23 protein-coding genes are annotated in these 24907 nt (G+C 28.9%); 13 read left to right on the top strand and 10 right to left on the bottom strand.

Translation table 11 applies throughout. The annotated features are described in order from the left end of the window. Positions 1-64: 64 nt before the first annotated feature. Genes CLPA_RS18515 through proB form a run of 3 tightly spaced genes read right to left on the bottom strand, consistent with a single transcriptional unit; the run spans position 65 to position 2481 of the window. On the bottom strand, positions 65-346 hold the full coding sequence (locus CLPA_RS18515) for a DUF4491 family protein (protein ID WP_003447671.1): 282 nt from the start codon (positions 344-346) through the stop codon (positions 65-67). A gap of 49 nt (positions 347-395) precedes the next feature. Continuing rightward, on the bottom strand, positions 396-1652 hold the full coding sequence (locus CLPA_RS18510) for a glutamate-5-semialdehyde dehydrogenase (RefSeq protein ID WP_003447670.1): 1257 nt from the start codon (positions 1650-1652) through the stop codon (positions 396-398). A 28-nt stretch (positions 1653-1680) separates the two neighbouring features. Further along, on the bottom strand, positions 1681-2481 hold the full coding sequence (gene proB, locus CLPA_RS18505) for a glutamate 5-kinase (protein WP_003447669.1): 801 nt from the start codon (positions 2479-2481) through the stop codon (positions 1681-1683). Between the two features lie 170 nt (positions 2482-2651). Here proB and proC point away from each other — a divergent pair, with 170 nt between their 5' ends. Beyond that, positions 2652-3458: a pyrroline-5-carboxylate reductase gene (gene proC, locus CLPA_RS18500; RefSeq protein WP_003447668.1), complete on the top strand. Its 807-nt coding sequence runs from the start codon at positions 2652-2654 to the stop codon at positions 3456-3458. Between the two features lie 93 nt (positions 3459-3551). Here the strand turns inward: proC and CLPA_RS18495 are convergent, their stop codons facing one another. Then, on the bottom strand, positions 3552-5639 hold the full coding sequence (locus tag CLPA_RS18495) for a glutamine synthetase III family protein (RefSeq protein ID WP_003447667.1): 2088 nt from the start codon (positions 5637-5639) through the stop codon (positions 3552-3554). A gap of 423 nt (positions 5640-6062) precedes the next feature. Here CLPA_RS18495 and murI point away from each other — a divergent pair, with 423 nt between their 5' ends. The 5 genes from murI to CLPA_RS18470 all read left to right on the top strand — a co-directional run bounded on the left by murI (position 6063) and on the right by CLPA_RS18470 (position 10451). Then, the gene (gene murI / locus CLPA_RS18490; RefSeq protein ID WP_003447666.1) at positions 6063-6842 is read left to right on the top strand and encodes a glutamate racemase; all 780 of its coding nucleotides are present in this window, start codon (positions 6063-6065) and stop codon (positions 6840-6842) included. Positions 6843-6994: 152 nt separating this feature from the next. Beyond that, positions 6995-7510: a peptidylprolyl isomerase gene (locus CLPA_RS18485; RefSeq protein WP_003447665.1), complete on the top strand. Its 516-nt coding sequence runs from the start codon at positions 6995-6997 to the stop codon at positions 7508-7510. 55 nt (positions 7511-7565) lie between these two features. Further along, positions 7566-7952: a DUF3783 domain-containing protein gene (locus CLPA_RS18480; protein ID WP_003447663.1), complete on the top strand. Its 387-nt coding sequence runs from the start codon at positions 7566-7568 to the stop codon at positions 7950-7952. A gap of 5 nt (positions 7953-7957) precedes the next feature. Further along, positions 7958-8632: a helix-turn-helix transcriptional regulator gene (locus CLPA_RS18475; protein ID WP_003447661.1), complete on the top strand. Its 675-nt coding sequence runs from the start codon at positions 7958-7960 to the stop codon at positions 8630-8632. A 19-nt stretch (positions 8633-8651) separates the two neighbouring features. Next, positions 8652-10451 (top strand): heme NO-binding domain-containing protein, encoded by a 1800-nt coding sequence (locus tag CLPA_RS18470; protein WP_003447659.1) that lies wholly within the window; start codon positions 8652-8654, stop codon positions 10449-10451. Positions 10452-10592: 141 nt separating this feature from the next. Here CLPA_RS18470 and CLPA_RS18465 read toward each other — a convergent pair whose 3' ends face one another. Both CLPA_RS18465 and CLPA_RS18460 read right to left on the bottom strand, forming a co-directional pair. Further along, positions 10593-11492, bottom strand: a complete 900-nt coding sequence (locus tag CLPA_RS18465; protein WP_003447656.1) for a radical SAM protein — start codon at positions 11490-11492, stop codon at positions 10593-10595. An 85-nt stretch (positions 11493-11577) separates the two neighbouring features. After that, positions 11578-12624 carry a YkvI family membrane protein gene (locus CLPA_RS18460; protein WP_003447655.1) on the bottom strand — a complete coding sequence of 349 codons (1047 nt, stop codon included), beginning with the start codon at positions 12622-12624 and terminating at the stop codon, positions 11578-11580. Between the two features lie 256 nt (positions 12625-12880). Between CLPA_RS18460 and CLPA_RS18455 the strand changes: the two genes are divergently transcribed. The 6 genes from CLPA_RS18455 to CLPA_RS18430 all read left to right on the top strand — a co-directional run bounded on the left by CLPA_RS18455 (position 12881) and on the right by CLPA_RS18430 (position 19742). Beyond that, positions 12881-14038, top strand: coding sequence for a hypothetical protein (locus CLPA_RS18455; protein ID WP_003447653.1), 1158 nt, complete (start codon positions 12881-12883; stop codon positions 14036-14038). A gap of 129 nt (positions 14039-14167) precedes the next feature. Continuing rightward, positions 14168-15064 (top strand): tRNA modification radical SAM protein MnmL/YtqA, encoded by an 897-nt coding sequence (mnmL, locus tag CLPA_RS18450; RefSeq protein WP_003447650.1) that lies wholly within the window; start codon positions 14168-14170, stop codon positions 15062-15064. A gap of 94 nt (positions 15065-15158) precedes the next feature. Further along, positions 15159-16268, top strand: coding sequence for an ABC transporter ATP-binding protein (locus CLPA_RS18445; RefSeq protein WP_003447648.1), 1110 nt, complete (start codon positions 15159-15161; stop codon positions 16266-16268). Positions 16269-16279: 11 nt separating this feature from the next. After that, positions 16280-17230, top strand: a complete 951-nt coding sequence (locus tag CLPA_RS18440) for a PucR family transcriptional regulator (protein WP_003447646.1) — start codon at positions 16280-16282, stop codon at positions 17228-17230. A gap of 124 nt (positions 17231-17354) precedes the next feature. Further along, a complete protein-coding gene (locus CLPA_RS18435) occupies positions 17355-18065 on the top strand; it encodes a 2-phosphosulfolactate phosphatase family protein (RefSeq protein WP_003447643.1) in 711 nt (236 codons plus the stop codon). A 120-nt stretch (positions 18066-18185) separates the two neighbouring features. Continuing rightward, on the top strand, positions 18186-19742 hold the full coding sequence (locus CLPA_RS18430; RefSeq protein ID WP_003447640.1) for an ABC-F family ATP-binding cassette domain-containing protein: 1557 nt from the start codon (positions 18186-18188) through the stop codon (positions 19740-19742). 46 nt (positions 19743-19788) lie between these two features. Here CLPA_RS18430 and CLPA_RS18425 read toward each other — a convergent pair whose 3' ends face one another. The 4 genes from CLPA_RS18425 to CLPA_RS18410 all read right to left on the bottom strand — a co-directional run bounded on the left by CLPA_RS18425 (position 19789) and on the right by CLPA_RS18410 (position 23199). Next, a complete protein-coding gene (locus tag CLPA_RS18425; RefSeq protein WP_003447638.1) occupies positions 19789-20229 on the bottom strand; it encodes a hypothetical protein in 441 nt (146 codons plus the stop codon). Positions 20230-20421: 192 nt separating this feature from the next. Then, positions 20422-21075, bottom strand: a complete 654-nt coding sequence (locus CLPA_RS18420) for an HAD family hydrolase (protein ID WP_003447637.1) — start codon at positions 21073-21075, stop codon at positions 20422-20424. 56 nt (positions 21076-21131) lie between these two features. Next, entirely contained in the window at positions 21132-21653 is a 522-nt protein-coding gene (locus tag CLPA_RS18415) for a phosphatase PAP2 family protein (protein WP_003447635.1), read from the bottom strand. Between the two features lie 193 nt (positions 21654-21846). Next, positions 21847-23199, bottom strand: coding sequence for a [Fe-Fe] hydrogenase large subunit C-terminal domain-containing protein (locus CLPA_RS18410; protein WP_003447632.1), 1353 nt, complete (start codon positions 23197-23199; stop codon positions 21847-21849). Between the two features lie 616 nt (positions 23200-23815). On the opposite strand from CLPA_RS18410, the gene CLPA_RS18405 reads away from it, so the two are divergent. Next, positions 23816-24136 (top strand): hypothetical protein, encoded by a 321-nt coding sequence (locus tag CLPA_RS18405; RefSeq protein ID WP_003447630.1) that lies wholly within the window; start codon positions 23816-23818, stop codon positions 24134-24136. Positions 24137-24907 lie beyond the last annotated feature (771 nt).

Below are 24907 nucleotides of genomic sequence, written 5' to 3'. Positions count from 1 at the left end.
TTATTTTTATAGGTATCAAATAAGGAATGATGTAAATTTAATCATTCCTTATTTGACGCTTATATTATTTTTTTCTAGGGAACCAACCCTTTTGTACTCTTTCTTTTTGTTTGAAAAGTTCTAAAATAGCCCATAAGAAAGTTACACCTATAATACCAAGGATTCCTGAAATAAGTAAATTTTTTAATATAATAGAAGCCACTGAAGATAATATTCCTATTATAAGAAATACAGGCCATAATTTCATTCCAAAGTGATATTCTCCTTTAATGACAATAATATGACCTATACCTGTGGCAACAAGCATTACTAAACCCATAATTATACCATAATAATTAAAATACAAAGCATAGCCCTCCACAAAAATATTATATAGTTATATAATATTTATAAACTTATTTTCTTATCTGACCATTACCATATATTATATATTTAATAGTGGTAAGCTCATTTAACCCCATAGGACCTCTAGCATGAAGTTTTTGAGTGCTTATACCTATTTCAGCACCAAAACCAAATTCTCCTCCGTCTGTAAATCTTGTAGAGGCATTTACATATACAGCAGCTGAATCTACCTCTTTTAAGAAACGCTGAGAAGCTTCATAGCTGTTTGTTATTATGGATTCAGAGTGTTTAGTGCTGTATTTATAAATATGATCTAATGCTTCATCTAAAGAATCAACTACTTTTACAGCTAATATTAAATCTAAAAATTCTATCTCATAGTCTTCCTCAGAAGCAGGATTTGCATAAGGAAGTATTTTTTGAGTTTCACTACAACCTCTTATTTCCACACCTATGGCCCTTAAAGTATCTCCAAGCTTAGGAAGGAATTTATCAGCTACTGATTTATGAACAAGTAATGTTTCCATAGCATTACATACAGCAGGTCTTTGAGTTTTTGCATTTACTATTATGTTTTCTGCCATATGTAGGTCAGCATCACTGTGAACATAAACATGACAGTTTCCAACGCCAGTTTGGATTACAGGTACAGTAGAATTATTTACTACATTATTAATTAAACCAGCACCACCTCTTGGGATAAGTACATCTACGTATTTATTGAGTTTCATAAGAATATTTACCGCTTCTCGTTCAGTTATATCTATAAATTCAATGGATCCCTTTGGAAGACCTGCTTTAATTGCCGCATCATTAATGGTTTTATAGACTTCTAGATTAGAATTTATAGCTTCACTGCCGCCTCTTAGAACAACAGAATTACCGCTTTTAAGGCATAATGCTGCAGCATCCACGGTTACATTTGGTCTTGCTTCGTAAATTATGCCTATAGTGCCGAGAGGTACTCTGATTCTACCTATATTTAAATTATTTGGTCTTTTCCACATACCAGTAACTTCACCTATTGGATCAGGCAGTGCAGCTACGCTTCTAAGTCCCTCTGCCATACCGATTATTCTCTTTTCATTTAAGGTCAATCTATCAATAAGTGCTGTGGTGGTACCGGCTTTTTTAGCATTTTCTATGTCTATGCTGTTTGCCTTTAAAATGTTATTTTTGTTTTTTTCTAAGGCTTCAGCCATGGCAATTAATGCATTGTTTTTTATATTAGTATCTAGAGTTCCAAGCTTTCGCACAGCTAAATTAGCATTTTTAGCTTTTTCAACTACATAATCATTAATATTCATTTAGTTAACCTCCATTATTGTAAATATTCTATTTTTGCGCTGAAAACAGAGTGCCTATTTCCTTATTTGAAATTATATCTTTTATTACATTGTCATCAGAACCATTTGCAATTATCATTGATACACCATGTTCTACTGCAATTTTTGCAGCTTTTATCTTGGTGTACATGCCGCCAGTACCAAGTTTTGAACCAGAACCACCACCAAAGCTTTCAATTTCATTTGTAATCTTTTCTACGTGAGATATAAGCTTAGCATCTTTATTTGATCGAGGGTCTGAGTCATATAAACCATCAATATCTGAAAGTAATATAAGAAGATCAGCATCAATTATACTTGCAACTAGAGCAGAAAGGGTATCATTATCCCCGAATTTTATCTCATGTATGGCAATGGCATCATTTTCATTTACTATGGGTATGACTCCTTGACTTAAAAGTTCATTGAAGGTGTTTTGGGCATTATTGTATCTTGTCTTATTGTTTATATCATCTTTAGTAAGTAGAATTTGAGCAACTATTTGACCATACTCTGCGAAGAACTTTTCATAAATGTGAAGAAGAATACCTTGGCCAATGGCAGCAGCTGCTTGCTTTTCAGGTATAGTTTCGGGCTTTGTCTTTATTCCTAGCTTTGCAGTACCAACACCAATGGCACCAGAAGTTACTAGAATTACTTCTTTACCTTGATTGTGAAGATCTGAAAGCTGCCTTGCTAGCTTATCTATTCTATCAAAATTTAGTAGCCCATTTTCATGAGTAAGGGTTGAAGTACCTACTTTTACTACAATTTTCTTTGCTTTATCTATATGTTCTTTTCTAGTATTCATTTTTATACCTATGTAAAAAGCTAATTAAGCTTTATCCTTTCAATAAATTTAATTTATATGAATTAAGGAATTAAGTTTACTCGTAAAACTTTGTAAAAAAATGTGATATAATAAAATTAATTATATCATATTAACAGATATTTTTTCAATGCACAAGAGGAGGCGTGAAAATGACTAAAAATATAGGGTTCATAGGTTGTGGAAATATGGCAAATGCTATGATAGGTGGTATTGTAACTTCTAAACTGTATTCGCCACAAAAAATAATGGTAAGTAATCCATCAAATCCATCGCTACAAGAGGTTAAGGAGAAGTTTAAGGTATTAACTACCAATGATAATTTAAAAGTAGCAGAATTTGCTGATATACTAATACTCTCAGTTAAACCTAATAAATATGCTCATGTAATTGGCAAAATTAAAGATTCAGTTAAAAAAAATGTAGTTATTGTGTCTATAGCAGCTGGAACAAGTATAGAAGATATTAAAAAGTATTTTGAAAGAGATATTAAGACAATAAGAGCCATGCCAAACACGCCGGCATTAGTAGGAGAAGGAATGGCATCATTATGTAGAAACAGAGAGGTAACAGATGATGAAATGCAATTAGTTTTAAATATTTTTAAAGCTTTTGGCAGGTCGGAAGTTGTAGAAGAAAAATTAATGGATGTAGTAACTAGTGTAGGAGGATCATCACCAGCTCTTGTATATATGTTTATAGAGGCTCTTGCAGATGGTGGAGTATTAGAAGGACTACCTAGAGAAAAAGCATATAAAATGGCTGCACAGGCTGTATTAGGATCAGCTAAAATGGTGCTGGAAACAGGTAAGCATCCTGGACAATTAAAAGATGAAGTATGTTCACCTGGTGGTACAACTATTGAGGCAGTTTATTGTCTTGAAAAAAATAAATTTAGAAGTGCTGTAATAGAAGCAGTTAGGGTATGTACAGAAAAATCTAAGAATATGATCAAATAATATTTACTAAATTATTTGATGAATTAACTTTAATCAAAAAGAAAAGGAACTGTCTTTAATATCTCATAGACAGTTCCTTTTCTTTATCTAAAATTATAGACCGAATAATAATTCACCATAAGATGGTAATGGCCAGAATTCTGCATCTACTATAGTTTCAAGTTTATCCGCAACTTCTCTTAATTCATCCATTTTTTCGAATACGTCGAATTTGTAAGCATAAGCAACATCATAAGCATCACCAGATAATCCCTGAGTTTTTTCAAGTGAAGCTTCAAGGCTAACAATTTTATCCTTTAAGGAAGCCGCTAAATCAGCTACTTCAGTAAGTAATTCTGTTTGAACTTTAGCATCTACGCCAGCAGCTTTTACAGCAGCAGCTGATCCCGCTAAACTAGTTTCAAATTTAATAACAGAAGGTAAAATTTGACGTTTTGCTATTAAAAGCGCTGTTTCAGCTTCTATATTTATAGTTGTAGCATAATTTTCAAGTATAACTTCATAACGTGCATGTGATTCAGTTGAATCTAATACATTGTGTTTTTCAAGTAAATTTACATTTTTTTCAGCAATTAAAGCTTTTGTAGCTTCTACAGTAGTTTTTACATTTGGAAGACCTCTTTTTTCAGCTTCAGCTACCCATTCGTCTGAATAACCATTTCCATTGAATATAATCTTCTTATGTTCTTTAACAATTTCAGTAAGAATAGATTGAACTTCTGAATTTACGTCAGATGCTTTTTCTAATCTATCAGCTACTTCAGAAAGTACTTCAGCAACTGATGTATTTAAAACAATGTTAGGATCAGCAATATTTCCTGAAGATGGTACCATTCTGAATTCAAATTTATTTCCTGTAAATGCAAATGGTGATGTTCTGTTTCTATCAGTTGCATCTTTTAAAAGTACTGGAAGAGTTAAAGCACCAAGACTTAAGTTGCCGCTTGTTTTTGAAGTAGTGGCAGTTCCCTTTTCAATTTGTTCTATTATATCTTCAAGCTGATCTCCTAAGAATATAGATATAATTGCTGGAGGAGCTTCATTAGCACCTAAACGGTGATCGTTACCAGCATTAGCAGCAGATAATCTCAATAAATCTGAATATTCATCAACAGCTTTTATAACTGAAGTTAAGAATAGTAAAAATTGAGTGTTTTCATGTGGTGTTTCACCTGGATCAAGAAGGTTTTGACCATCATCAGTACTCATTGACCAGTTATTGTGCTTACCTGATCCGTTTATACCTGCAAAAGGTTTTTCATGAAGTAGGCAAACTAAACCATGTCTTACTGCAACTTTTTTCATAAGATCCATTGTAAGCTGATTGTTATCAGTTGCAACATTTGTTGTCCCGAATATTGGAGCTAATTCAAACTGTGCAGGAGCAACTTCATTATGTTTAGTTTTAGCTAGAACTCCAAGTTTCCAAAGTTCTTCATCAAGTTCTTTCATGTAAGAAGAAACTCTTTCTTTTATTGTTCCAAAATAATGATCATCAAGTTCCTGGCCCTTTGGAGATTTTGCACCAAATAAAGTTCTACCAGTGAATATAAGATCTGGACGTTTTTCATATAAGTCTTTATCAACTAAGAAATATTCTTGTTCAGGTCCTACAGTTGTTATAACTTTCTTAGTAGTAGTATTTCCAAGTGCCTTTAAAAGACGAAGAGCTTGTTTTGATAAAGCTTCCATTGAACGAAGAAGAGGTGTCTTTTTATCAAGTGCTTCACCTGTATAAGAAGTAAAAGCAGTTGGTATATATAAAGTTCCATCTTTTACAAAAGCAGGAGAAGTTATATCCCATGCAGTATAACCTCTAGCTTCAAAAGTAGCTCTGATTCCACCGGAAGGGAAAGAAGATGCATCAGGTTCACCTTTTATTAGTTCTTTTCCTGAAAACTCTAATATTACTTTTCCATCTCCTGTTGGAGATATAAAAGAATCATGTTTTTCTGCTGTAGTATCAGTTAATGGTTGGAACCAATGAGTGAAGTGAGTAGCTCCTTTTTCTACAGCCCAATCCTTCATTACAGAAGCTATTACATTTGCTGAATCTAAATCAAGAGCAAGACCTTTCTCTATTGCCTTTTTATAAGCCTTATATGTAGCTTTAGGAAGACGTTCCTTCATGACTGAATCACTAAATGAATTTGAACCAAAAATTTCTGCTGTGTTGCTCATTACAAAATCCCCTTTCATTTTTAAAAGATTAAGACTATTAATAGTCAATATTTTAATAAAAAACTAGAACAAAAATAGTATTTTTAATGTGTTTATCATATGTATAATAATAATTAATTATAACAATTACATTACACAATAAATGCTAGTATGATTGAATTATAATATAATTATTAAATATATACAACATAATTAACAAATTTTTTAACTAAACTTTATTAAACATATAGATTTGTTAATTTTAAATGGAGATATTGCTATTGTTGTAAAATTAGATTTAGTATATAAGCAAATTAAAGGGATATCCCTTTAATTTGCTTATATACTAAAACACTAACTGTAGAAGAAAAAACGTATATGAGTTATAATAATATGGAAATTTATAATAAATTTTTGTTTTAATGTGTGACTTGAGGTGATATTGTGGATGTACGAAATAGACCTATAGGTTTTTTCGATTCAGGTGTTGGTGGAATAAGTGTTTTGAAAGAAGCAATAAGGATTTTGCCAAAGGAGGATTTTATTTATTATGGTGATTCTAAGAATGCGCCTTATGGAGATAAATCTGTTGATGAAATAAGACAATTAAGTTTTAATGTTGCCCAATTTCTTGTTGAAAAAAATATAAAAGCATTGGTTGTTGCCTGTAATACAGCTACTAGTGCAGCAATTAAGGATTTAAGAAAAAAATATTCCAATATTCCTGTAATTGGTATAGAACCAGCTTTAAAACCTGCAGTAGAAATTAAGGGAATGGGTAAAATATTAATTATGGCTACACCTGTAACTTTGTCTGAAAAAAAATTTAATAATCTATTAAAAAAATATAATGGTAAGTCGGATATAATACCAGTACCTTGCCCTGGCCTTGCTGAATTGATAGAAGCTGGAATTTTAAGTGGAAATAAGCTTCAGAATTATTTGGAAGATAAATTATCTAGTTACATACAAAATGAAATAGCAGCAATTGTTTTAGGATGTACACATTATCCATTTATAAAAGATGAAATATCTAAGCTTATACCTAATGTGCCAATAATAGATGGAAGCATAGGTACTGTTAAACAATTAAAGAGAAAACTTATTACATTAAATTTATTAAATGTAAGTGGTGAAAAAGGTAAAGTACAAATGATAAACTCTTCTGAAAGTAAAGAAATTATGGAGCTTAGCAATAAACTTTTAAAATTATCCTACAACTAGTGGTACTACAAATTTCAACTAAGTAAGATTCGTTGATAATAAGTGCAGCTATTAAATACATTTATTATGTTTTTACTGATTTTAGTGTATAATAATTATAAAATACACAGACTATTGAAAAATATAAAATAGAAATAATGGAGGAGATAAATATGAACCCTATTGTTACAATAAAACTATCAAATGGTGAGATAATGAAAGCAGAACTATATCCAGATATAGCACCGAATACAGTAAATAATTTTATAAGCCTCATTAAAAAAGGGTTTTATAATGGATTGATTTTTCATAGAGTAATACCGGGCTTTGTAATACAAGGAGGATGCCCTAATGGAACTGGAACTGGAAATCCTGGGTATTCTATTAAGGGAGAATTTGAAATTAATGGATTTAAAAATGATTTAAAGCATACAGAGGGAGTATTGTCCATGGCAAGAGCTATGTCACCTGATTCGGCAGGAAGTCAATTTTTCGTAATGGTAGGAGATGCTCCACATTTAGATAGGCAGTATGCTGGATTTGGAAAAATAATAGAGGGATTAGATGTAGCTAAAAATATAACAAAGGTAAAAACTGATTATAGAGATAAACCTGTAGAGAATATTATAATGGAAGAGGTAACTGTAGATACCTTTGGAAAAGACTATGACGAGCCAGAAAGAATTTAGGGATATTGTACTTTAAAATATTATAATACTATTGTTTTAAGAGGTGAGGGGTTAAATGGTACTTAATAATGATAAATTGATTTTAATATATGGTTTTAGCCAAGAAGAAATTGTAAATATAGGCGAACTTATATTAGATAATAATCTTGTGAAATTTAAAGTAATAGACAGACATAGCGGGAAAATGACTGTAGAAAATATTATACAGGGTGTTAAACTTCCATTAGCATATGGAAATGTAAACCATGAAAAAGTAGTATTATTTAATAATCTGACTGATGAGGAACTTGAAAAAACTATAAAGATATTTAGAAATAATATAGATAAAAAAACTATATTTGCAGTAGTAACCCCAACCTCTATTAAATGGACTTTTGATGAATTATTAGAACATTTAGTACAAGAAAGAAAATGGGTGGAAAAACGAAAAAGTAAGGGGTGATACATGTGTCTAGAGTTGGAGAAAAAATCAGAATATTGAGGAACGAAAATAAATTGACACAAAAAACTTTGGGAAAGAAACTAGGTGTTTCAGAAGGATTCATAAATGAACTTGAGACAGGGAAAAAAGTTGCTAATGAGGCTATCATTAAGAGAATCTCAAAGATATTTGGAAAAGATTTAGATGATATTAATATGTACGTAGAAGATAAAGAAGATAATTATATCCCTAAGAATGTGCCAAAGAAAACTGTGCAAAAGAAAGACATTATTAATCCAGTTTGGAATGATGCATTGGAATCCATATTAAAAAATGTTCCAGTTTATAAAACTGATTTAAAGACAGTAATTTCTTCAAGGTCGCTTCCTGTAGTTTCCAATAAAATAGAAGGCTATCCTCAGAATAAAGTATTTTTTATGGAAATTCAAGATGATGATATGATAGGTTTTAGAATAGCGAGAGGCGATGTTGCTTTTGCACATACAATTAATGAAATAGAAAGTAATTCCTTATGTTTATTAGAATACAACGGAAATAAAATCATAAGGCAGGTTAAAAAATTAGATTCTAGTAAGTTATTACTTGTCAGCAATAGCGGCAGTGGAGTTAGAACGCAAACAGTATACATAAAAGAAATAAAACCATTGGCAAAGCTTGATAAATTGGAAATTTTATTATAAATATTAGGAGTTGGGAAGCATGAAGGGAACTGTAGTTGCAACTTGGATAAGGACGTGCAGAAAGCTCTATGGAGATTCTGTAATTGATAATGCCATGAATCAAATAGGATTTGGCAGTGAAAAAATATTTTCACCTCTTGAAAATGTTGACGATAAACAGGTAAATGATCTAATAAAATATATTTCGAATGAGACTAACATCAGTATTAAAGAAATTTGGGGCAAAATAGGAAGAGATAATATATTGTCCTTTTTTAATGATTTCCCTGCATTTTTTCAACATGATAATTTGTATTCATTTTTAAGATCACTTTTTGATATTCATGTAGTGATGACTCAAAGATTTCCAGGTGCAAAACCGCCAATTGTATCAATCGAAGCTATAGCTGCTAAAGAGGCCATTTTTACTTATGAATCTAAAAGAGGAATGTTTGATTACTTGTATGGATTACTAAATGGTAGTGCAGAATTTTTTAAAGAGAATATAACTATAGATGAAATTGAGAGAACGGATAGCTCGGCTAAATTAAAAATTAATTTTGAAAAAGATATATACTATGTAAAGAAATTTACATTTAATAAGTTATTATCTTTAGGATTTGTAAAAAATATAGGAGTTAAGTCAGCAATATTTACATTTATAATTTCTGGTATATTGTTTATTCCTATAATTGGGACAAGCAACATTGTAAGAGCTATTGTTGCTGCTATTATTGCGGCTTTAGCCTCTTTTATAGGAACAGAGATTTTATTGAGGCCTAGAAAAATTATACAGCAGCAATTACAAAAGATAAGTAATCATGATTTTGTTGTAAATAGTAGCATACAAACCTCAGATTTTTTTCAAGAAATTTACGATAACATAATAGACCATGAGAAGATAATTTGTAAGGATTTTGTTGGTATTAAGGGAATAACAGATGAAATAAATACTTTTGTAAAAAATATAAATAGCATTTCAGAATTTATGAGTACTACATCTAATCAGATATCTGGTATAGTAGAGCAATTAGCAGGTGGAGCTGTAGATCAAGCTAATAATACTCAGGATTGTGCTACAATTTTAAATGAAAATATAGAATCTTTAAAGGATGTAGTGAAAGATCAAAATGAAAATAAAGAAAAACTAGAAAATGCTATCAGCAAAATTAATAATAGTTATGAAAGTGTAGATGATACTGGCAAAAATATAATGAATACTTTAACTAAGTTTAAGGAAGTTAAAGATAAGGGAAATGAGTTAAGTGAAGAGGCAAAAAATATTAAGGGTATTATATCTATAGTTTCAGATATATCAGAGCAGATTAATTTATTAGCTTTAAATGCCTCCATTGAAGCTGCACGTGCTGGAGAAGCTGGACGAGGTTTTAGTGTGGTTGCGGAAGAAGTAAGGAAGTTAGCAGAAGAAACGAGAGATGCTGTAGAAGAAATAAATATTAGCCTAGGAAATTTTGTTGGTGATATTGAGGGGCTTACAGGTAATATAGGAAGTCAATATGATGTGCTTCAAGATGAGATAGATTCATTACAAAAAGTAAGAAATTTGAGTTATGAATCAAAAATAGCCGTTAGAAATGTTTCAGAGGCTATGATAAAGACTGCAGAAAGATTGAATATTGAAGCGGATTCAATAGCAGGTATATATGATAATATAGAATCTCTTGCAGCCATAGCAGAGGAAAATTCTGCATCATCAGAAGAAGTAAGTGCTAACGTAATTAATTATACTAATCAGATTAAAAAATTAACGGATAATGTTGGTCAATTTAAAAATCTCATAGAAAGTTTTGAAATTGAACTTAAAAAATATAAGATATAAAAATTATTTCACCTGACTAACTTGGCGTAAGACTACCACGCACTCTGTGAAAGTGGGAGTTCGACGCCAAGTAAGCCATGCATTTGCAGTTCTAAAATTCAGATGGAGTAAAAGAATCCCCATCTGAATTAAGAACTTGCTTCAAACCCCTCTTAAATCAAATTGGGGTATGAAACTTTCTTTTACCGTACCTTCTTCCTGTATAAAACCATTTTTAATTCCTAAACTTAAACTATAGTTTATAAGACTTTCATAATGTTTTTTATTTAAAGGTTTATTAATTTCAGGATATTTTTTTGAATTAAAGGTAGGTGTGTATTGATTCATAAGACTAATATAGACACTATTATTAAAGCTAGTGAATATATAGTCTATTATTTTTTTTGAATCAAAAAGGAGCCCCGGAAGCATTAAATGTCTTATAATTACACCTTTTATCATTAGGCCTTTTTCATTAAATTTAGGATTAGGACACTGTCTTACCATTTCACTTATTGCTTTTGACGCAAAATTGAAATAGTTATTAACTTTAGAGTACTTTAATGCGTACTTGTCATTCATGTACTTCAAATCAGGTAAATAGATATCTATGTATCCATCTAAGGCTTTTAGTGTGTCTATATTTTCATATCCACTACTATTATATAAGATTGGTATATTCAAGCCAGATTTTTTAGCGGATTTAATGGCTTCTATAATTTGTGGAACATAATGGGTAGGAGTTACCAAATTAATATTACTGGCACCTCTTTTCTGCTGTTCCATAAATATTTCACTGAGTCTTTCTATAGAAAGACTTTTTCCTATATTTTCTTGACTTATTTGGTGATTTTGACAAAACACACAGTTTAAATTGCAATTAGAAAAAAATATAGTTCCCGAACCTTTTTTTCCAGAAAGACAAGGTTCCTCCCAAGGGTGAAGAGAAACTCTTGCCACTTTGATAGTGTCATCTGAATTACAAAAACCTCTCTCTTTTTTTAATCTATTTACATTACAATTTCTTGGGCAAAGCTTACAATTTTTTAGCATTTGTAACATTAAGCATACCTTCATTTCATGGATTTTAATTTATAAATTTAACATATGAATTAATTATATAACCTTTGTAGTATAATTACAAAAATTAAATATTTTTTCTATAAAATATAATGCATTGTACTAAAAATATGAAACTTATTATACCAAATGCAGGATATAAAAAATTTATAAGTTTTTTAAATCCTATTTGTGATATTGGAATAGATAACATTATTATACATATAACTGCTTTATTATAAGATATTTTGAAAGATTGCTCTAGTGTTTTTGATACACTGTATATATTTGATACCTCCGTTGAGAACATTTCAAACCATATTATACTTAGAAGCAATATTTGAACTATTTTACCAAAACGATTGGCTATATATAGTAAAGGAATATCATAGTTGAATATATAGGGTATATTTGTTAATAACATAAAATTTATCATTAAAGAGAGAATAGTTAAACCTAGTGCTCCCAATGATGTACCAATTATAAGATATTTTTTATTTTTTACATCTTGGCTAAAAGGTACTAAAACACCGCTAAAAGATAATATATTAAAGCTGGCATATATAATTGAGGATAGAAACCAGTAATTTTTATTATAAGGTATAGTTTTTATATGATTTATATTAACAGCATGTCCCGAAAAAAACATATACAATAAAAAAATAGTAGTTATAATTATTAGAAGAGATGGGACTATAAAAGAATTTATCTCAACTAATCCTTTAGTATTTCTAAATAATATAATTAGTGCTGTAATTGACATTAATAATATTCCTATCAATGTGGGCATTCCAAAGTATTGATGCAACAATGCCCCGCTGCCTGCAAGAATTATAGCTGCACCACTTATCATAAAAAAACTTGTTAATATGTCAGTTATTTTACCTAAAAAACCTGGGCTAACTAAATTTATTAAATCTTTATAGGAATTCAAATTATGTTTTTTACTAAGATTTATAATCATAAAGCTATAGGATATGTACATAATCATGCAAATTATAAGACCTATAAAACTTTTATATCCAAAAGCAGTGAAAAATTGTGTTATTTCCTGCCCGGAAGCAAGACCTGCACCTACTATAGTACCTATAAATACAGCAGCAATTTGAAAAATTATATTTATGGATTTTATCATACTATACCTCCAAGTTAAATATGGTATTTAAATATAATTAATTAGATTAATATCAATGTTTACTTAGTAGGAGTTTGCATTCCACTAAGTTTAGATAGATAATTTAAAATATATTAATTTTTATATATTAGTATGATATAGATTACCAATATATGATAAATAAAAATATTGTAATAAAATAATATAAAACTTTATAAATGAAATTTATATTTTGTGGAAAACTATTATAAAATTCTTTATAAAGTGAGGTAATTATATGAAAAAGATATTTTTAGGCATTATATGTATTTGCATATTTATAAGTTCAGTTTCATGTAGTAAAAGTCATGTAAGTCAGACTAGTGAGTTAAAAGAGTTTGATATAGCAAAGGCTTTTGGAGTAGTGAATAAATATATGACTGCAAATATGAAAAATGATATAAAGGAAATGTCTAAGTTTTATAGCAGCACTTTTAAAAAAGATAATGTTGAAAAAATGCAGCAGGATGTAATTATAAACGGATATAAATTTGATGAAGTTTCACAGGCCCAAGATATGGCGGATATATATGTAAGAGTAACAAAAATTAATAGCAAGATACCCTACTCATCATTAGAAATACAAAATTTTAAAGTTATAAGAGAAAAAGGTGAATATAAAATTAAAAGTATAGATATCGAAAATCAGAGTGAAAGTTTTGAAAGCTATTCAAGTAATAACCTAAACTCATTAAATGGAAGACAGATAAGAATTAGATTTAAAAATGCTGTAAAAACTAATCTTGTAACAAATATGCAGAGTATTCCTAGATATTATTATACTCAAGATGATAAAGCAAAAATTGATAAAATACCTGTAGGATTAAAAGATTTTGGAATTAGTGCTATGTCCTATGATGGAACTTCACAAATAATAACAACAAAAGGTGACAATCCTTTTATAGAAATTGTACATTTTGATGAATCCATGGCTACACAAGGTGGAACTGGGGATTCTCAGAGTTCCGGAGGCGGAGGTAATGGAACTGGAACCTCTGGAGAAAGTGAAATGCAGCCAGAAACACCAATAGGTAAAGAGATTAGGCCAATTGACGTAATTCCTGGAGCGAATATAAAAAATTTGATTTTTTCTCAGGATGAGATATATATGGCCGTACAATACTCTAAAGCCAATTTAGGAAATTCCATAAGAGTATATTTAAATAAAAATGGTAAAATTATATCATTTAAATTTGAAGATAATTATCCTATGGATAAAGTAAATGTAGATATTATAAATTTTGTAGAAGAGGGTCTTGTATATAAAGTTACTCCAAAGAATGGTCAAAATAATGACAATAGTATAAAAAATATGGTGGGAACTTGGCAATTAGATATGGAAGAATATAAACCTAAAAAAGTAAATGAAAGTGATTTAAGTAGTTTGAAGAAATAGCTATAAGATAATTTTTTGTGATATTATATTTATGAGGTTTATAATATAAACAGAAATGAGGTATATATCATAGAAGGAGAATTTTGTTCAGATAAGATTTCCAAGTGGAATGGCAAGCACTATTACAGTTTGAATAGTTTTTTAAAAGAAAAATTCGGGGAAAAAGTATTCAAAATATCCTTGGATGGAGGGTTTTCATGTCCTAACAGAGACGGGAAAATAAGTAATACAGGATGCATTTTTTGCAGTGAGAGAGGTTCTGGTGATTTTGCTGGAAACAGAAAGTTTTCAATCAGCAGACAATTTGAAGATATAAAGAATATGATGAAGAAGAAATGGAAAAAAGGTGAATATATAGCCTATTTTCAAGCATATACTAATACTTATGGAGATATTGACACTTTAAAAGCTAAATATGATGAGGCTTTAGCCCAGGAAGATGTAGTAGGATTAGCTATAGCAACAAGACCAGATTGTATAGATGATGATATACTAAATTTATTACAAGAATATAATAATAAAACCTACCTATGGATAGAACTTGGATTACAAACTGTACATGATGATACCGCTAAATTGATTAACAGAGGGTATAATTTAAATGTATTTGAAAAGGCACTTGAAAGGCTTAGACTGAAAAATATAGATGTAGTTGTCCATACTATATTTGGACTCCCTGGAGAAAACCAAAAAGATATGCTTGATACTATAAAGTATATAAGTAAAAAAGATATTCAAGGGATTAAAATGCATCTTTTACATTTAATGAAATATACTCCTTTAATGAGATTATATGAGGCTGGTAAACTAAACTTTATGAGTCAAGAGGAGTATATAGATGTTGTATGTAAAGCTATAAGTATCCTTAGAGAGGACATAGTTATTCATAGACTTACTGGAGATGCTCCAAGAAGTCTTTTAGTAGAACCTAAATGGAGTATAAAAAAGTGGGAGATTTTAAATGCCATTGACAATAGACTCAAGTCGGAAAATATTTATCAGGGTTTGTATTTTTATACAAATTAAATAAAATACTTTTGTTACTTTTGCAAATAGATAAAAGTATTTTATTGATTTAAAATATAAACATAAAGTAAATTAACTTAAGGGGGTTTTTTCAATGGCGGATTTATCATTGAGACATATATATAAAATTTATTCAGGTAATGTTACAGCTGTAAAGGATTTTAATCTCGAAATAGCCGATAAGGAATTTATTGTGTTTGTAGGACCATCAGGTTGCGGAAAATCAACTACACTTAGGATGATAGCTGGATTGGAAGATATTTCTAAAGGTGAATTATATATTGGAGGAGAATTGAAAAATGATGTTTCACCAAAAGATAGAGATATAGCAATGGTATTCCAGAATTATGCACTATATCCGCACATGACTGTTTACGATAATATGGCCTTTGGTTTAAAACTTAGAAAAATTCCTAAAGATGTTATAGATACGAAGGTTAGAGAAGCAGCAAAGATTTTAGATATTGAACACTTGCTTGATAGAAAGCCTAAAGCTTTATCAGGAGGACAAAGACAAAGGGTAGCTATGGGTAGGGCCATAGTAAGAGAGCCAAAGGTATTCTTAATGGATGAACCTTTATCAAATCTTGATGCAAAGCTTAGAGTACAGATGAGAACGGAAATAGCAAAATTGCATAAAAAACTTGAAACAACATTTATATATGTTACCCATGATCAAACTGAAGCTATGACTTTAGGAACGAGAATAGTAGTTATGAAAGATGGTATAGTACAGCAAGTAGATACACCACAACAATTGTATAATCATCCTGTAAATATTTTTGTTGCTGGTTTTATAGGAAGTCCTCAAATGAATTTCATAGATGCCAAGGTTGTAGAAAATGCTGGTAAGTTAAGTTTAAATTTTGAGCAGGAGTCAATTCCACTAAATGAAGAACATAGTAAGATTATTAAAGAAAAAGGTTATTTAGGGAAAGAAGTAATTATGGGAATAAGACCAGAAAATATAGATGATGATAATGAATTTATTGAAAAGCACAGTAATAGCAGTATTGATGCTAAAGTTACTGTAACAGAACTTATGGGAGCAGAAACCTATTTATATTTAAATAAAGGAAAGGCTAATTTTACTGCAAAGGTAGATGGCAGTTCTAAGGCTAGAGTAGGGGATACTATAAAGATAGCTTTTAATAACGATAAATTACATGTGTTTGATAAAGAAACAGAGCAGACTATATTTTAGGAGGCAAATTTATGGAACAATTTAAGAATTTTCTACAGGATCTAAGTAACAATACTAAAATTAATTTTAGCATTATATCTGAAGATGAATATGTAATATTTACAAGTAAAGGATTTGTGGAAAATTCTAATATAATATCTGTTCCTGTGTCTATATGTAAAAATAGAGGAAAAATTAAATTAGAACATAAATTTTCATCTTGTTCTAATTTATTAAAGTATATAATTGAAAATAAATATAAAGAAATGTATTTAACAAAAGAGCAAATACTTATGGATGTGTTATACGGTAAAGATATATCAAATGATAAAATATGTGATATAATACCTTTTTTATTACAAGGATGTTTTGTATTACTTGTAAGTGTAGATAAGAATATATATGAAGCTCTAACTTTAATTAAACAGATTTATAAAGATGAAGAAGATATAATAAGTTTAATAGATGATGATAAAATTATAATAATAGGCAGTTTTACAGAAGTTAGAGAGCATACCAAGTCCATAAGAGATGCTATAAATTCAAATTTGTTTATAAAGTGTAAGATAAGTTTCAGTAGTATTTGTTATAATAAATCAGATTTAATAAAGTGTTTTAATGAAAGTAAGGAAGCCCTATTACTTGGGAAAATATATTCTTTAAAAGAAGATATATTAGATTATAATAAGTTACTTTTTGAAAAAGTAGTTTACTATTTAAATATAAAGACTAAACAGGAATTAATGAGTATTTTTAATAAAAAATTTAATGAATTTGATTATGAGATGATAAATACTATAGAAGAATTTTTCAATTGTGGTTTAAATATAACTGATGCTGCAAGAAAACTATATATTCATAGGAACACTTTAATTTATAGATTATGCAAAATTGAAAAGGAAACAGGCTTTGACATAAGAAATTTTAAGGATGCCACTGTTTTTGTAATAGCCTTTTTAGTTTGGAGAGAGAATAAGCAATAATTTGAATATATCTTTAAAGGAATAATTAGTTAGGTGTAAATTTATTTTGCATTTTACTAATTGTTTCTTTTTGTCATTTTAAAAAATTATAGTATAAAATATAATTTTATTGGAGGCGAATAATATGAAGGTCGATATAATAATATCTGCCGATGATATTAAAGAAAAAAAGATATTAAATAAATCCGTTGTAGTTATAGATATGTTGAGAGCTACATCAGTAATTGTAACAGCTATTAAGAATGGATGTGAAGGAGTAATACCTGTTCTTACTGTGGATGAAGCTGTAAAAATAGCAGAAAAGCATAGAAATGAATATATACTTGGCGGAGAAAGAGATGCCATAAAAATACAGGGATTTGATTTTTCAAATTCGCCATTAGAGTATAATGAAGAAAAAGTTAAGGGAAAAACTCTTATAATGACTACTAGTAATGGTACCAGAGCTATAAAAGCCAGTATTAAAGCAAAAAATATAATTATTGCAGCTATGATAAATGCTGAAGCAGTTGTACAAAAACTTATTGATTATAATGAGGATGTAGTTATTATAAATGCAGGAACTAATGGGGAGTTCTCTATTGATGATTTTATATGCAGTGGCTATATAATAAGTATATTAAAGAAACGACATCCAATAAGCCTATCGGATATTGCTACTACATCTTTATACATATATGAAAAAAATACAGATGTAAAAAGCTTCATAAAATATGCAAATCATTACAAAAAGATTAAGCAACTGGGACTTTCTAAAGATTTAGAGTATTGTTGTCAAAAAAATATAGTTGACGCAGCTCCTGAATATAAGGATGGAATAATTACAATAAAATAGTGGGTAAAAGTTTTGCTGTTATGGATAAAAATTTCTTTTGACATAGTTATTAAGCTAATTTAAACTGTTTAGTGTAATGAATTATCGCGGATAACTAGCATGTGAAATTTGGAGGGAAATATGAGTATTCTTACAGTGAAAAATATCAATCATGGTTTTGGTGATAGAGCAATCTTTGAAGATGTATCTTTTAGGTTGCTAAAAGGAGAACATATAGGTCTTATAGGTGCTAATGGTGAAGGTAAATCTACTTTTATGAATATAATAACTGGAAAACTTATGCCTGATGAAGGTAAAATAGAATGGTCTAACAACGTAAGAGTAGGATATATGGATCAGCATGCACAGCTTCAAAAGGGTAAAAGTATAAGGGATGTACTTAAGGGAGCTTTTAAATATTTGTTTGAGCTTGAAGATGAACTTATGAAAATAACAGAAAAGATGGCTGAAGCAGATGAAAAAACTTTAGAAAAATTACTTGATAGAATGGGAAATATACAAGATTTATTGGATAACAATGGATTTTATATGATAGATGCTAAGATAGAAGAGGTAGCTAAGGGGCTGGGACTTGCAGATGTAGGACTAGATAGAGATGTGACAGATTTAAGTGGAGGGCAGAGAACTAAGGTGCTCTTGGCAAAGTTGCTGCTAGAGAATCCAGATATATTACTTTTAGATGAGCCTACAAATTATCTTGATGAAAAGCATATAGAATGGTTAAGGAGATATTTAGAGGATTATGAAAATGCATTTATATTAATTTCTCATGATATTCCATTTCTTAATAGTGTAATTAATCTTATATATCATGTAGAAAATAAAAAACTTACTAGATATGCAGGAAATTATGATGATTTTATGAGAGTATATGAAGCCAATAAAAGACAACTGGAAGCAGCTTATGAGAGGCAGCAAGCAGAAATAGCTAAATTAAAAGACTTTGTAGCAAGAAATAAAGCTAGAGTTGCAACTACCGGTATGGCAAAGGCAAGACAGAAAAAACTAGACAAGATGGAGAAGATTGAACTCACTCAAGAAAAGCCAAAACCAGAATTTAATTTTAAGCCTGCTAAAACTTCTGGAAAACTTATTTTTGAAACTGATAATTTAAAAATAGGCTATGATACACCTTTATCAAAATCTCTGAACCTGAAAATGGAAAGAGGACAAAAAATTGCACTAGTAGGAGCTAATGGACTTGGGAAAACCACACTGTTAAAGAGTTTATTAGGAGAAATACCTGCAATTTCTGGCTCTGTGACATTGGGGGATTATCAGAACATAGGATATTTTGAACAGGAAATAAAAAAAGATAATTATAATACTTGTATAGAAGAAGTGTGGAATGAGTTTCAAGGCTTTACCCAATATGAAGTTAGATCTGCACTAGCTAAATGTGGACTTACTACAAAACATATAGAAAGTAAAGTTGTAGTCTTAAGTGGTGGAGAACAGGCAAAAGTAAGATTGTGCAAACTTATAAACAGAGAAACAAATATATTGGTATTAGATGAGCCCACAAATCATCTTGATGTTGAGGCAAAAGACGAACTTAAGAGAGCTTTAAAGGAATATAAAGGAAGTATACTTTTAGTTTGTCATGAACCTGAATTTTATAATGATATAGTTACTGATATATGGAACTGTGAGGAATGGACAACAAAAATTGTATAATATACTTTGGGAAATTAGTCAGTTCATTAAAGCTGACTATTTCTATTTATTCATTCATTTGAAGATTATTAAGATTATTTTCAAAAATAATTATATTTTTTGCTTCTATCCAACCTTTATTATTGATATTATTTTCTGATTGGAATTTTACTTCATACCATATAATATTATTAATTTTTGCGCAATCTAATATTTTAAGTTTTTTATTAGGTTTTAATTTGCAAAGTACTATATATTCTTTTATAGGAGCAATATACAGGTCACATGAATTAGATACAATACCATAAGCATATTTTGGCATTGTATAGTATATAGTAATATTGTCAATTGTCATTGGATTTGTATTAAACTCATTTTTTAGATTCCTATTTTCCCTCATAAGGAGCATGAGTTGTTTTTTTTGCATTGAAGCTATTGCAGCAAAATGAGAAATAAAATATACAGAAGTACCTAATAGTATTAAAAATAATATGATTATAACTAACAAAACACTCTCTCCCTAGAATATTGATTGTATTTTAATAAATTAGTTTAGAAACTAAAATTTCTAATAAAATTCTAGCTGATATACAGTATTATGTTATTATTATATTGTTTAAAGCTATTTATATTACTCTTATTTTTATTAAAATTAAAATAGACATTATCATAGATAATTGATAATGCCTAAAATTTCAATTTAAACCGCTTCAGTTAATTCTTTGTATCCAATAATGTATTTATCAGCTTTTTCTATAATTTCCTTTTGTTGAGGTTCAGCATAGGAATCATGAACTCCTATCACCCTCATTCCAGCTGATTTAGCACCAATTACAGCAGGTAATATATCTTCAAAAACAATACAGTTTTTAGGATGAATATTGAGTTTCTCAGCAGCCAGTAAGTATATATCCGGAAAATTCTTTCCTCGTACTACCTCATCAGTAGTGGTTATGGCGTTAAAAATATCATATATTCCATATTTTTTTAATACTGTTTCTAAAAGAAATGTACAGTTACTTGTTGCTAGCCCTAATTTTATATCAAGTGATTTTAACTTAAGTAAAAATTCTTTTGCAAAAGGTTTTAGTTGTACATTATTAGCATATTCGTAATATGCTAATTGATTCCATTCATCCATTATATCTTGTAAAGAATCTCTCAAATTAAATTTATCCTTAAAATACTGAGCTGTTTCTAAAAAACTTAGATGTTCTATATCAGATCTAAGAGTAGGAGGCATAATTAAATTTCTTTTTTTTAAATAGGTTACATCAATTAGATTCCAAACCCACATAGAATCTATAAGTGTACCATCCATATCAAATATGGCAGCTTTAATATCTTTTAGCATAATATCACCTCTTCAAAAGTATAACATGAAATTTTTATATTATAAAGAAAAGTTATTTAAAAGATGAAAAAATATATGGATAGAGAAGTAAGCGTACCCAAAATCATTCCTACAAAAACATCAGTAGGATAGTGAACACCCAGATACATTCTTGAGATTCCAACAGCAATGGCTGCTAAAATACTAAAAAATCCAATAGCCGGTGTATTTAATGCTATTATAGTACCAATAGAGAAAGCAACAGTTGTATGCCCGGAGGGAAAAGAGTAATTATCTATTCCTATTTTTTTAGTATATAAATTTTTTAAAGTAATATAAGGTCTTATTCTACTTACATGAATTTTTATAAATCTAGCAATTAATGAACTTAGTATAATTGAAGCAGTTGTTTCTATGCTTAAAATTCTCGTCCTTAAGTAAAAAAAAGATATGATGCAGAATATAGCTCCAAAGGCTGCAGAACCCATATAAGTAATTATAGGCATTAATATATCTAGTGGCTTACATCTTATTGAATTATTAAAAATCATTAATATAGATACATCTTTTCTGTGAATACGATCTAAAAAAGCATTCATAAATTTCACCACCTTATAAAATATATTATGAATATATTATGAATTAGTATATTAATTTTATAATATTAATGTTTAATCTTCTTTAAAACTATGTTAACTTTTAAATTTAAATGACAAGAACACTGTTATATAAATATTTCAGCATTCTTGTCATTTTAGGTAGTATATATCTATACAAATACTAAATACTTTGTTAAAATTCTCTTTCAAATATTTTTATTTTTTCTTCGTCCATAAAATCTTTAGCAGAAGTTATATTTAGCATGTTTAATATCTTTTTCATTTGATCACTTTCTAATGAAATTTTTACATTTGAATTTTCTGCAAACTCATTAACCTTTTCTCTGCCCTTTTCTTTTGGAATAAGAGCTTTAGGACCACCAACACAGCCGCCAACACAGCCCATACCCTCGATAAAGTTTGCAGCAACTTCACCATTTTGAGCTTTTTCCAGTATTTTTTTACACTCTATAACACCATTTGCCTGCACGCTTTTAAATAAATCCTTTTTTTCAGGAAATAATTTTGCTACAGCTTCACTTACTGAGATAGAAACACCACCAGTACGTGCGTATAATCTTCCTTCACGAGAAGCGTAATCTGTAGAAGGATCTTCAGGTAATTCGGAAGGATTTATGTTTAGAGATTCAAATATATTTTTAACCTCTTCAAAAGTTAGAACAAAATCAATATCACCTTCAATATCTTTATTCTTGCTCTCAGCTTTTTTTGCTATGCATGGACCTACAAATACTACTTTGCAATTGCTATTGAGAGTTTTAATAACTCTGCCAGCAGCTATCATAGGGGATACTGATGGTGAAACGTATTTTACCATATCTTTATAAACTCTCTTTAACATTCCCACCCACATAGGACAGCAGCAAGAAGTAATCATAAGATCATCTTTTGATTTTACATGAGCATTAAACTCACAGGCTTCTTTTAGTGTTAGCATATCCGCAAAGAAAGCCACTTCTATCATATCCGCAAAACCCACTTTTTTAAAGGCGGTTCTCAACTGGTCTATAGTGACATCATCTCCGAATTGTCCTGTTATGGCAGGGGCTACAGCGGCTATAACAGGTTGCTTTTCTTTTAAAAGATTAGCTAAAGGAATAAATTCAACTTTGTCTAAAATAGAACCATTTGGACATCCCTCTACGCAGAAACCACAATCAGTACAAAGATCTTTATCAATATAAGAGGTTTTATTTGCTTCGTCAATTAAAATAGCATCAAAGGGACAGGATTTTTGGCAAGAAGTCTTGCCATTTTCATCAGCACAATCCACTGAACAATCTCTAATTTTAGTTACAATTTTATGATCGGAGTTATAATTCTTAATTGCATTTTTCAAATCTTTTATGTAAGTATCCTTATCAGTATATTTTAATTCTACTCCACAAAAAGAAGAAATAATATTGGAAAGTTCTTCTTTATTTACAGTGGAATCTGAAAGTGCTTTTTTTATGAATTCATCAAAATCATCTTTGTAGTAAGCATCTATTAAAGACTTGAATAAATCATTATATTCTGATTTCATTTAAATCAGCTCCTTTTAATTGTTAGGTAGTACTATAATTTTAAAGAAATAACTAATGTTTGATAATAAAATTATAGCCTTAAAATATTAATCCGTATATGTCTAATATTTTAACCTTACTTTTAATATTGTATACTTAAGTCAGTGTTTTATAAGCCTTATATCTAATATTATTATATGTGATATCATGAGAAAATTCAAATTTTGTAAGGGTAAAGGATATAGTAAAAGTTTATATATAACTTTAAAATTTAGAAATATATATGGAGATAAATGTTGATCTCTATACATTTAATTGAGTGGATGAATTTTCTAAGTTAAAAGGGATTTTAAGTTGAATTGGCGAAAATTTTCAATTTCACAGAACAGTAGTTTTGTGAAATTCATTTTTTTATGGCAAGAAAAATGAATTTCATGACACATCTATTGAATAAAATAATTAAAATAATTTTTAAAAATCAAATAGTTATTTAATATATATAACTAAATTTGTAATATTATAATATATTATGTAGTAAATATGTATATTGTAATAAATGAAAATTACTTTTATTAATAATAATGATATGATATAATGTATATTGTTGGGGGAAATGAATAAAAGAGGGAATTTAAAATGGAATTAAGTATTGTAAAAAATAGTCTTAAAACATCAAACTTAAAAGAATTTGGGAAAATAGCGTTAAGTGTATTAATTATAGGATTAGCAGTAAGCATAACAGGTTCAGCATTAATAGGATCTGTTTTAGGTGTTAGTGCAACTAAAGTTTTAGAAATAGCTTGGACTGTATATAGAGCATATAGAGCAGGTTCAAGTATTGCAGCAGCTGTAGGTGCTATTTTTGGACCTGGTTATGCAGCTTGGTTTCTTGCACAAATTTTTATATCATATGGAATATCTGTTGTTTTAAATAGTCCAGGACTTAGATCTTATTAATTTAACATAATAATTATGTTCCCCCAACTTTTAATTTTAGGAGGCGGTTCATACTGTGAAGATAATTAAGAGTAAAATAATAGCTATTATTCTTTTTTGTTTTTATTTCTATTATTGAAGCAATTGATAGTATTAATAAGAATGAAATTACAATAGGTATTTTATATTTTACTAGTATTCTAATAGCTATAACATGTATTTTTATTGTAGTAATAGGCTATAGTGCTAATTTACTAATTTATAGGTTTGTTGTTGGAAAAAGTGTAGAGAAAAAATCAATCTTTTTCAACTTTTTTTTATTACAAATAGATGTAAATATAATTTTTTTATATTTTTCTAAGATAAATAATTTCTGGATTATTTTATTTAATCCCTTTGCATTAATAATAGAATGTTTATTTTATTTATATTTAATTAAAATTGAACTAATATCAAAAAAATCTGCAATTATTTATATATTAATAAATATTATGATTTCAATAGGATTTAATTTTTTAAAAGTTAAATATTAAAATATAAATAAATTAAAAAAGGAGTTTTTCTAGTGGTAAAAGAATATAAAAAGATACTAGAATACAGAAAAATACTAGAATATAGAGAAATATATTTTAAATTATTAAAAGAAATACCTATTATTAATAAAAAAATATTTGATATATTTAAAATTTCAATTATTATTTTGACTTTTTTAGGAACTGCAATATTCATGTTTTTGTTTTTTATATTAGATAAAAATTTATTGAATTATTTTTATCCAGTAATAATAATTTC

Origin of the sequence: Clostridium pasteurianum DSM 525 = ATCC 6013 (genome assembly GCF_000807255.1) — a bacterium.
GTDB lineage: Bacteria > Bacillota > Clostridia > Clostridiales > Clostridiaceae > Clostridium_I > Clostridium_I pasteurianum.
Note: the sequence above shows the minus strand (reverse complement) of the source record. Positions and strands in the feature narration are given on the sequence as shown.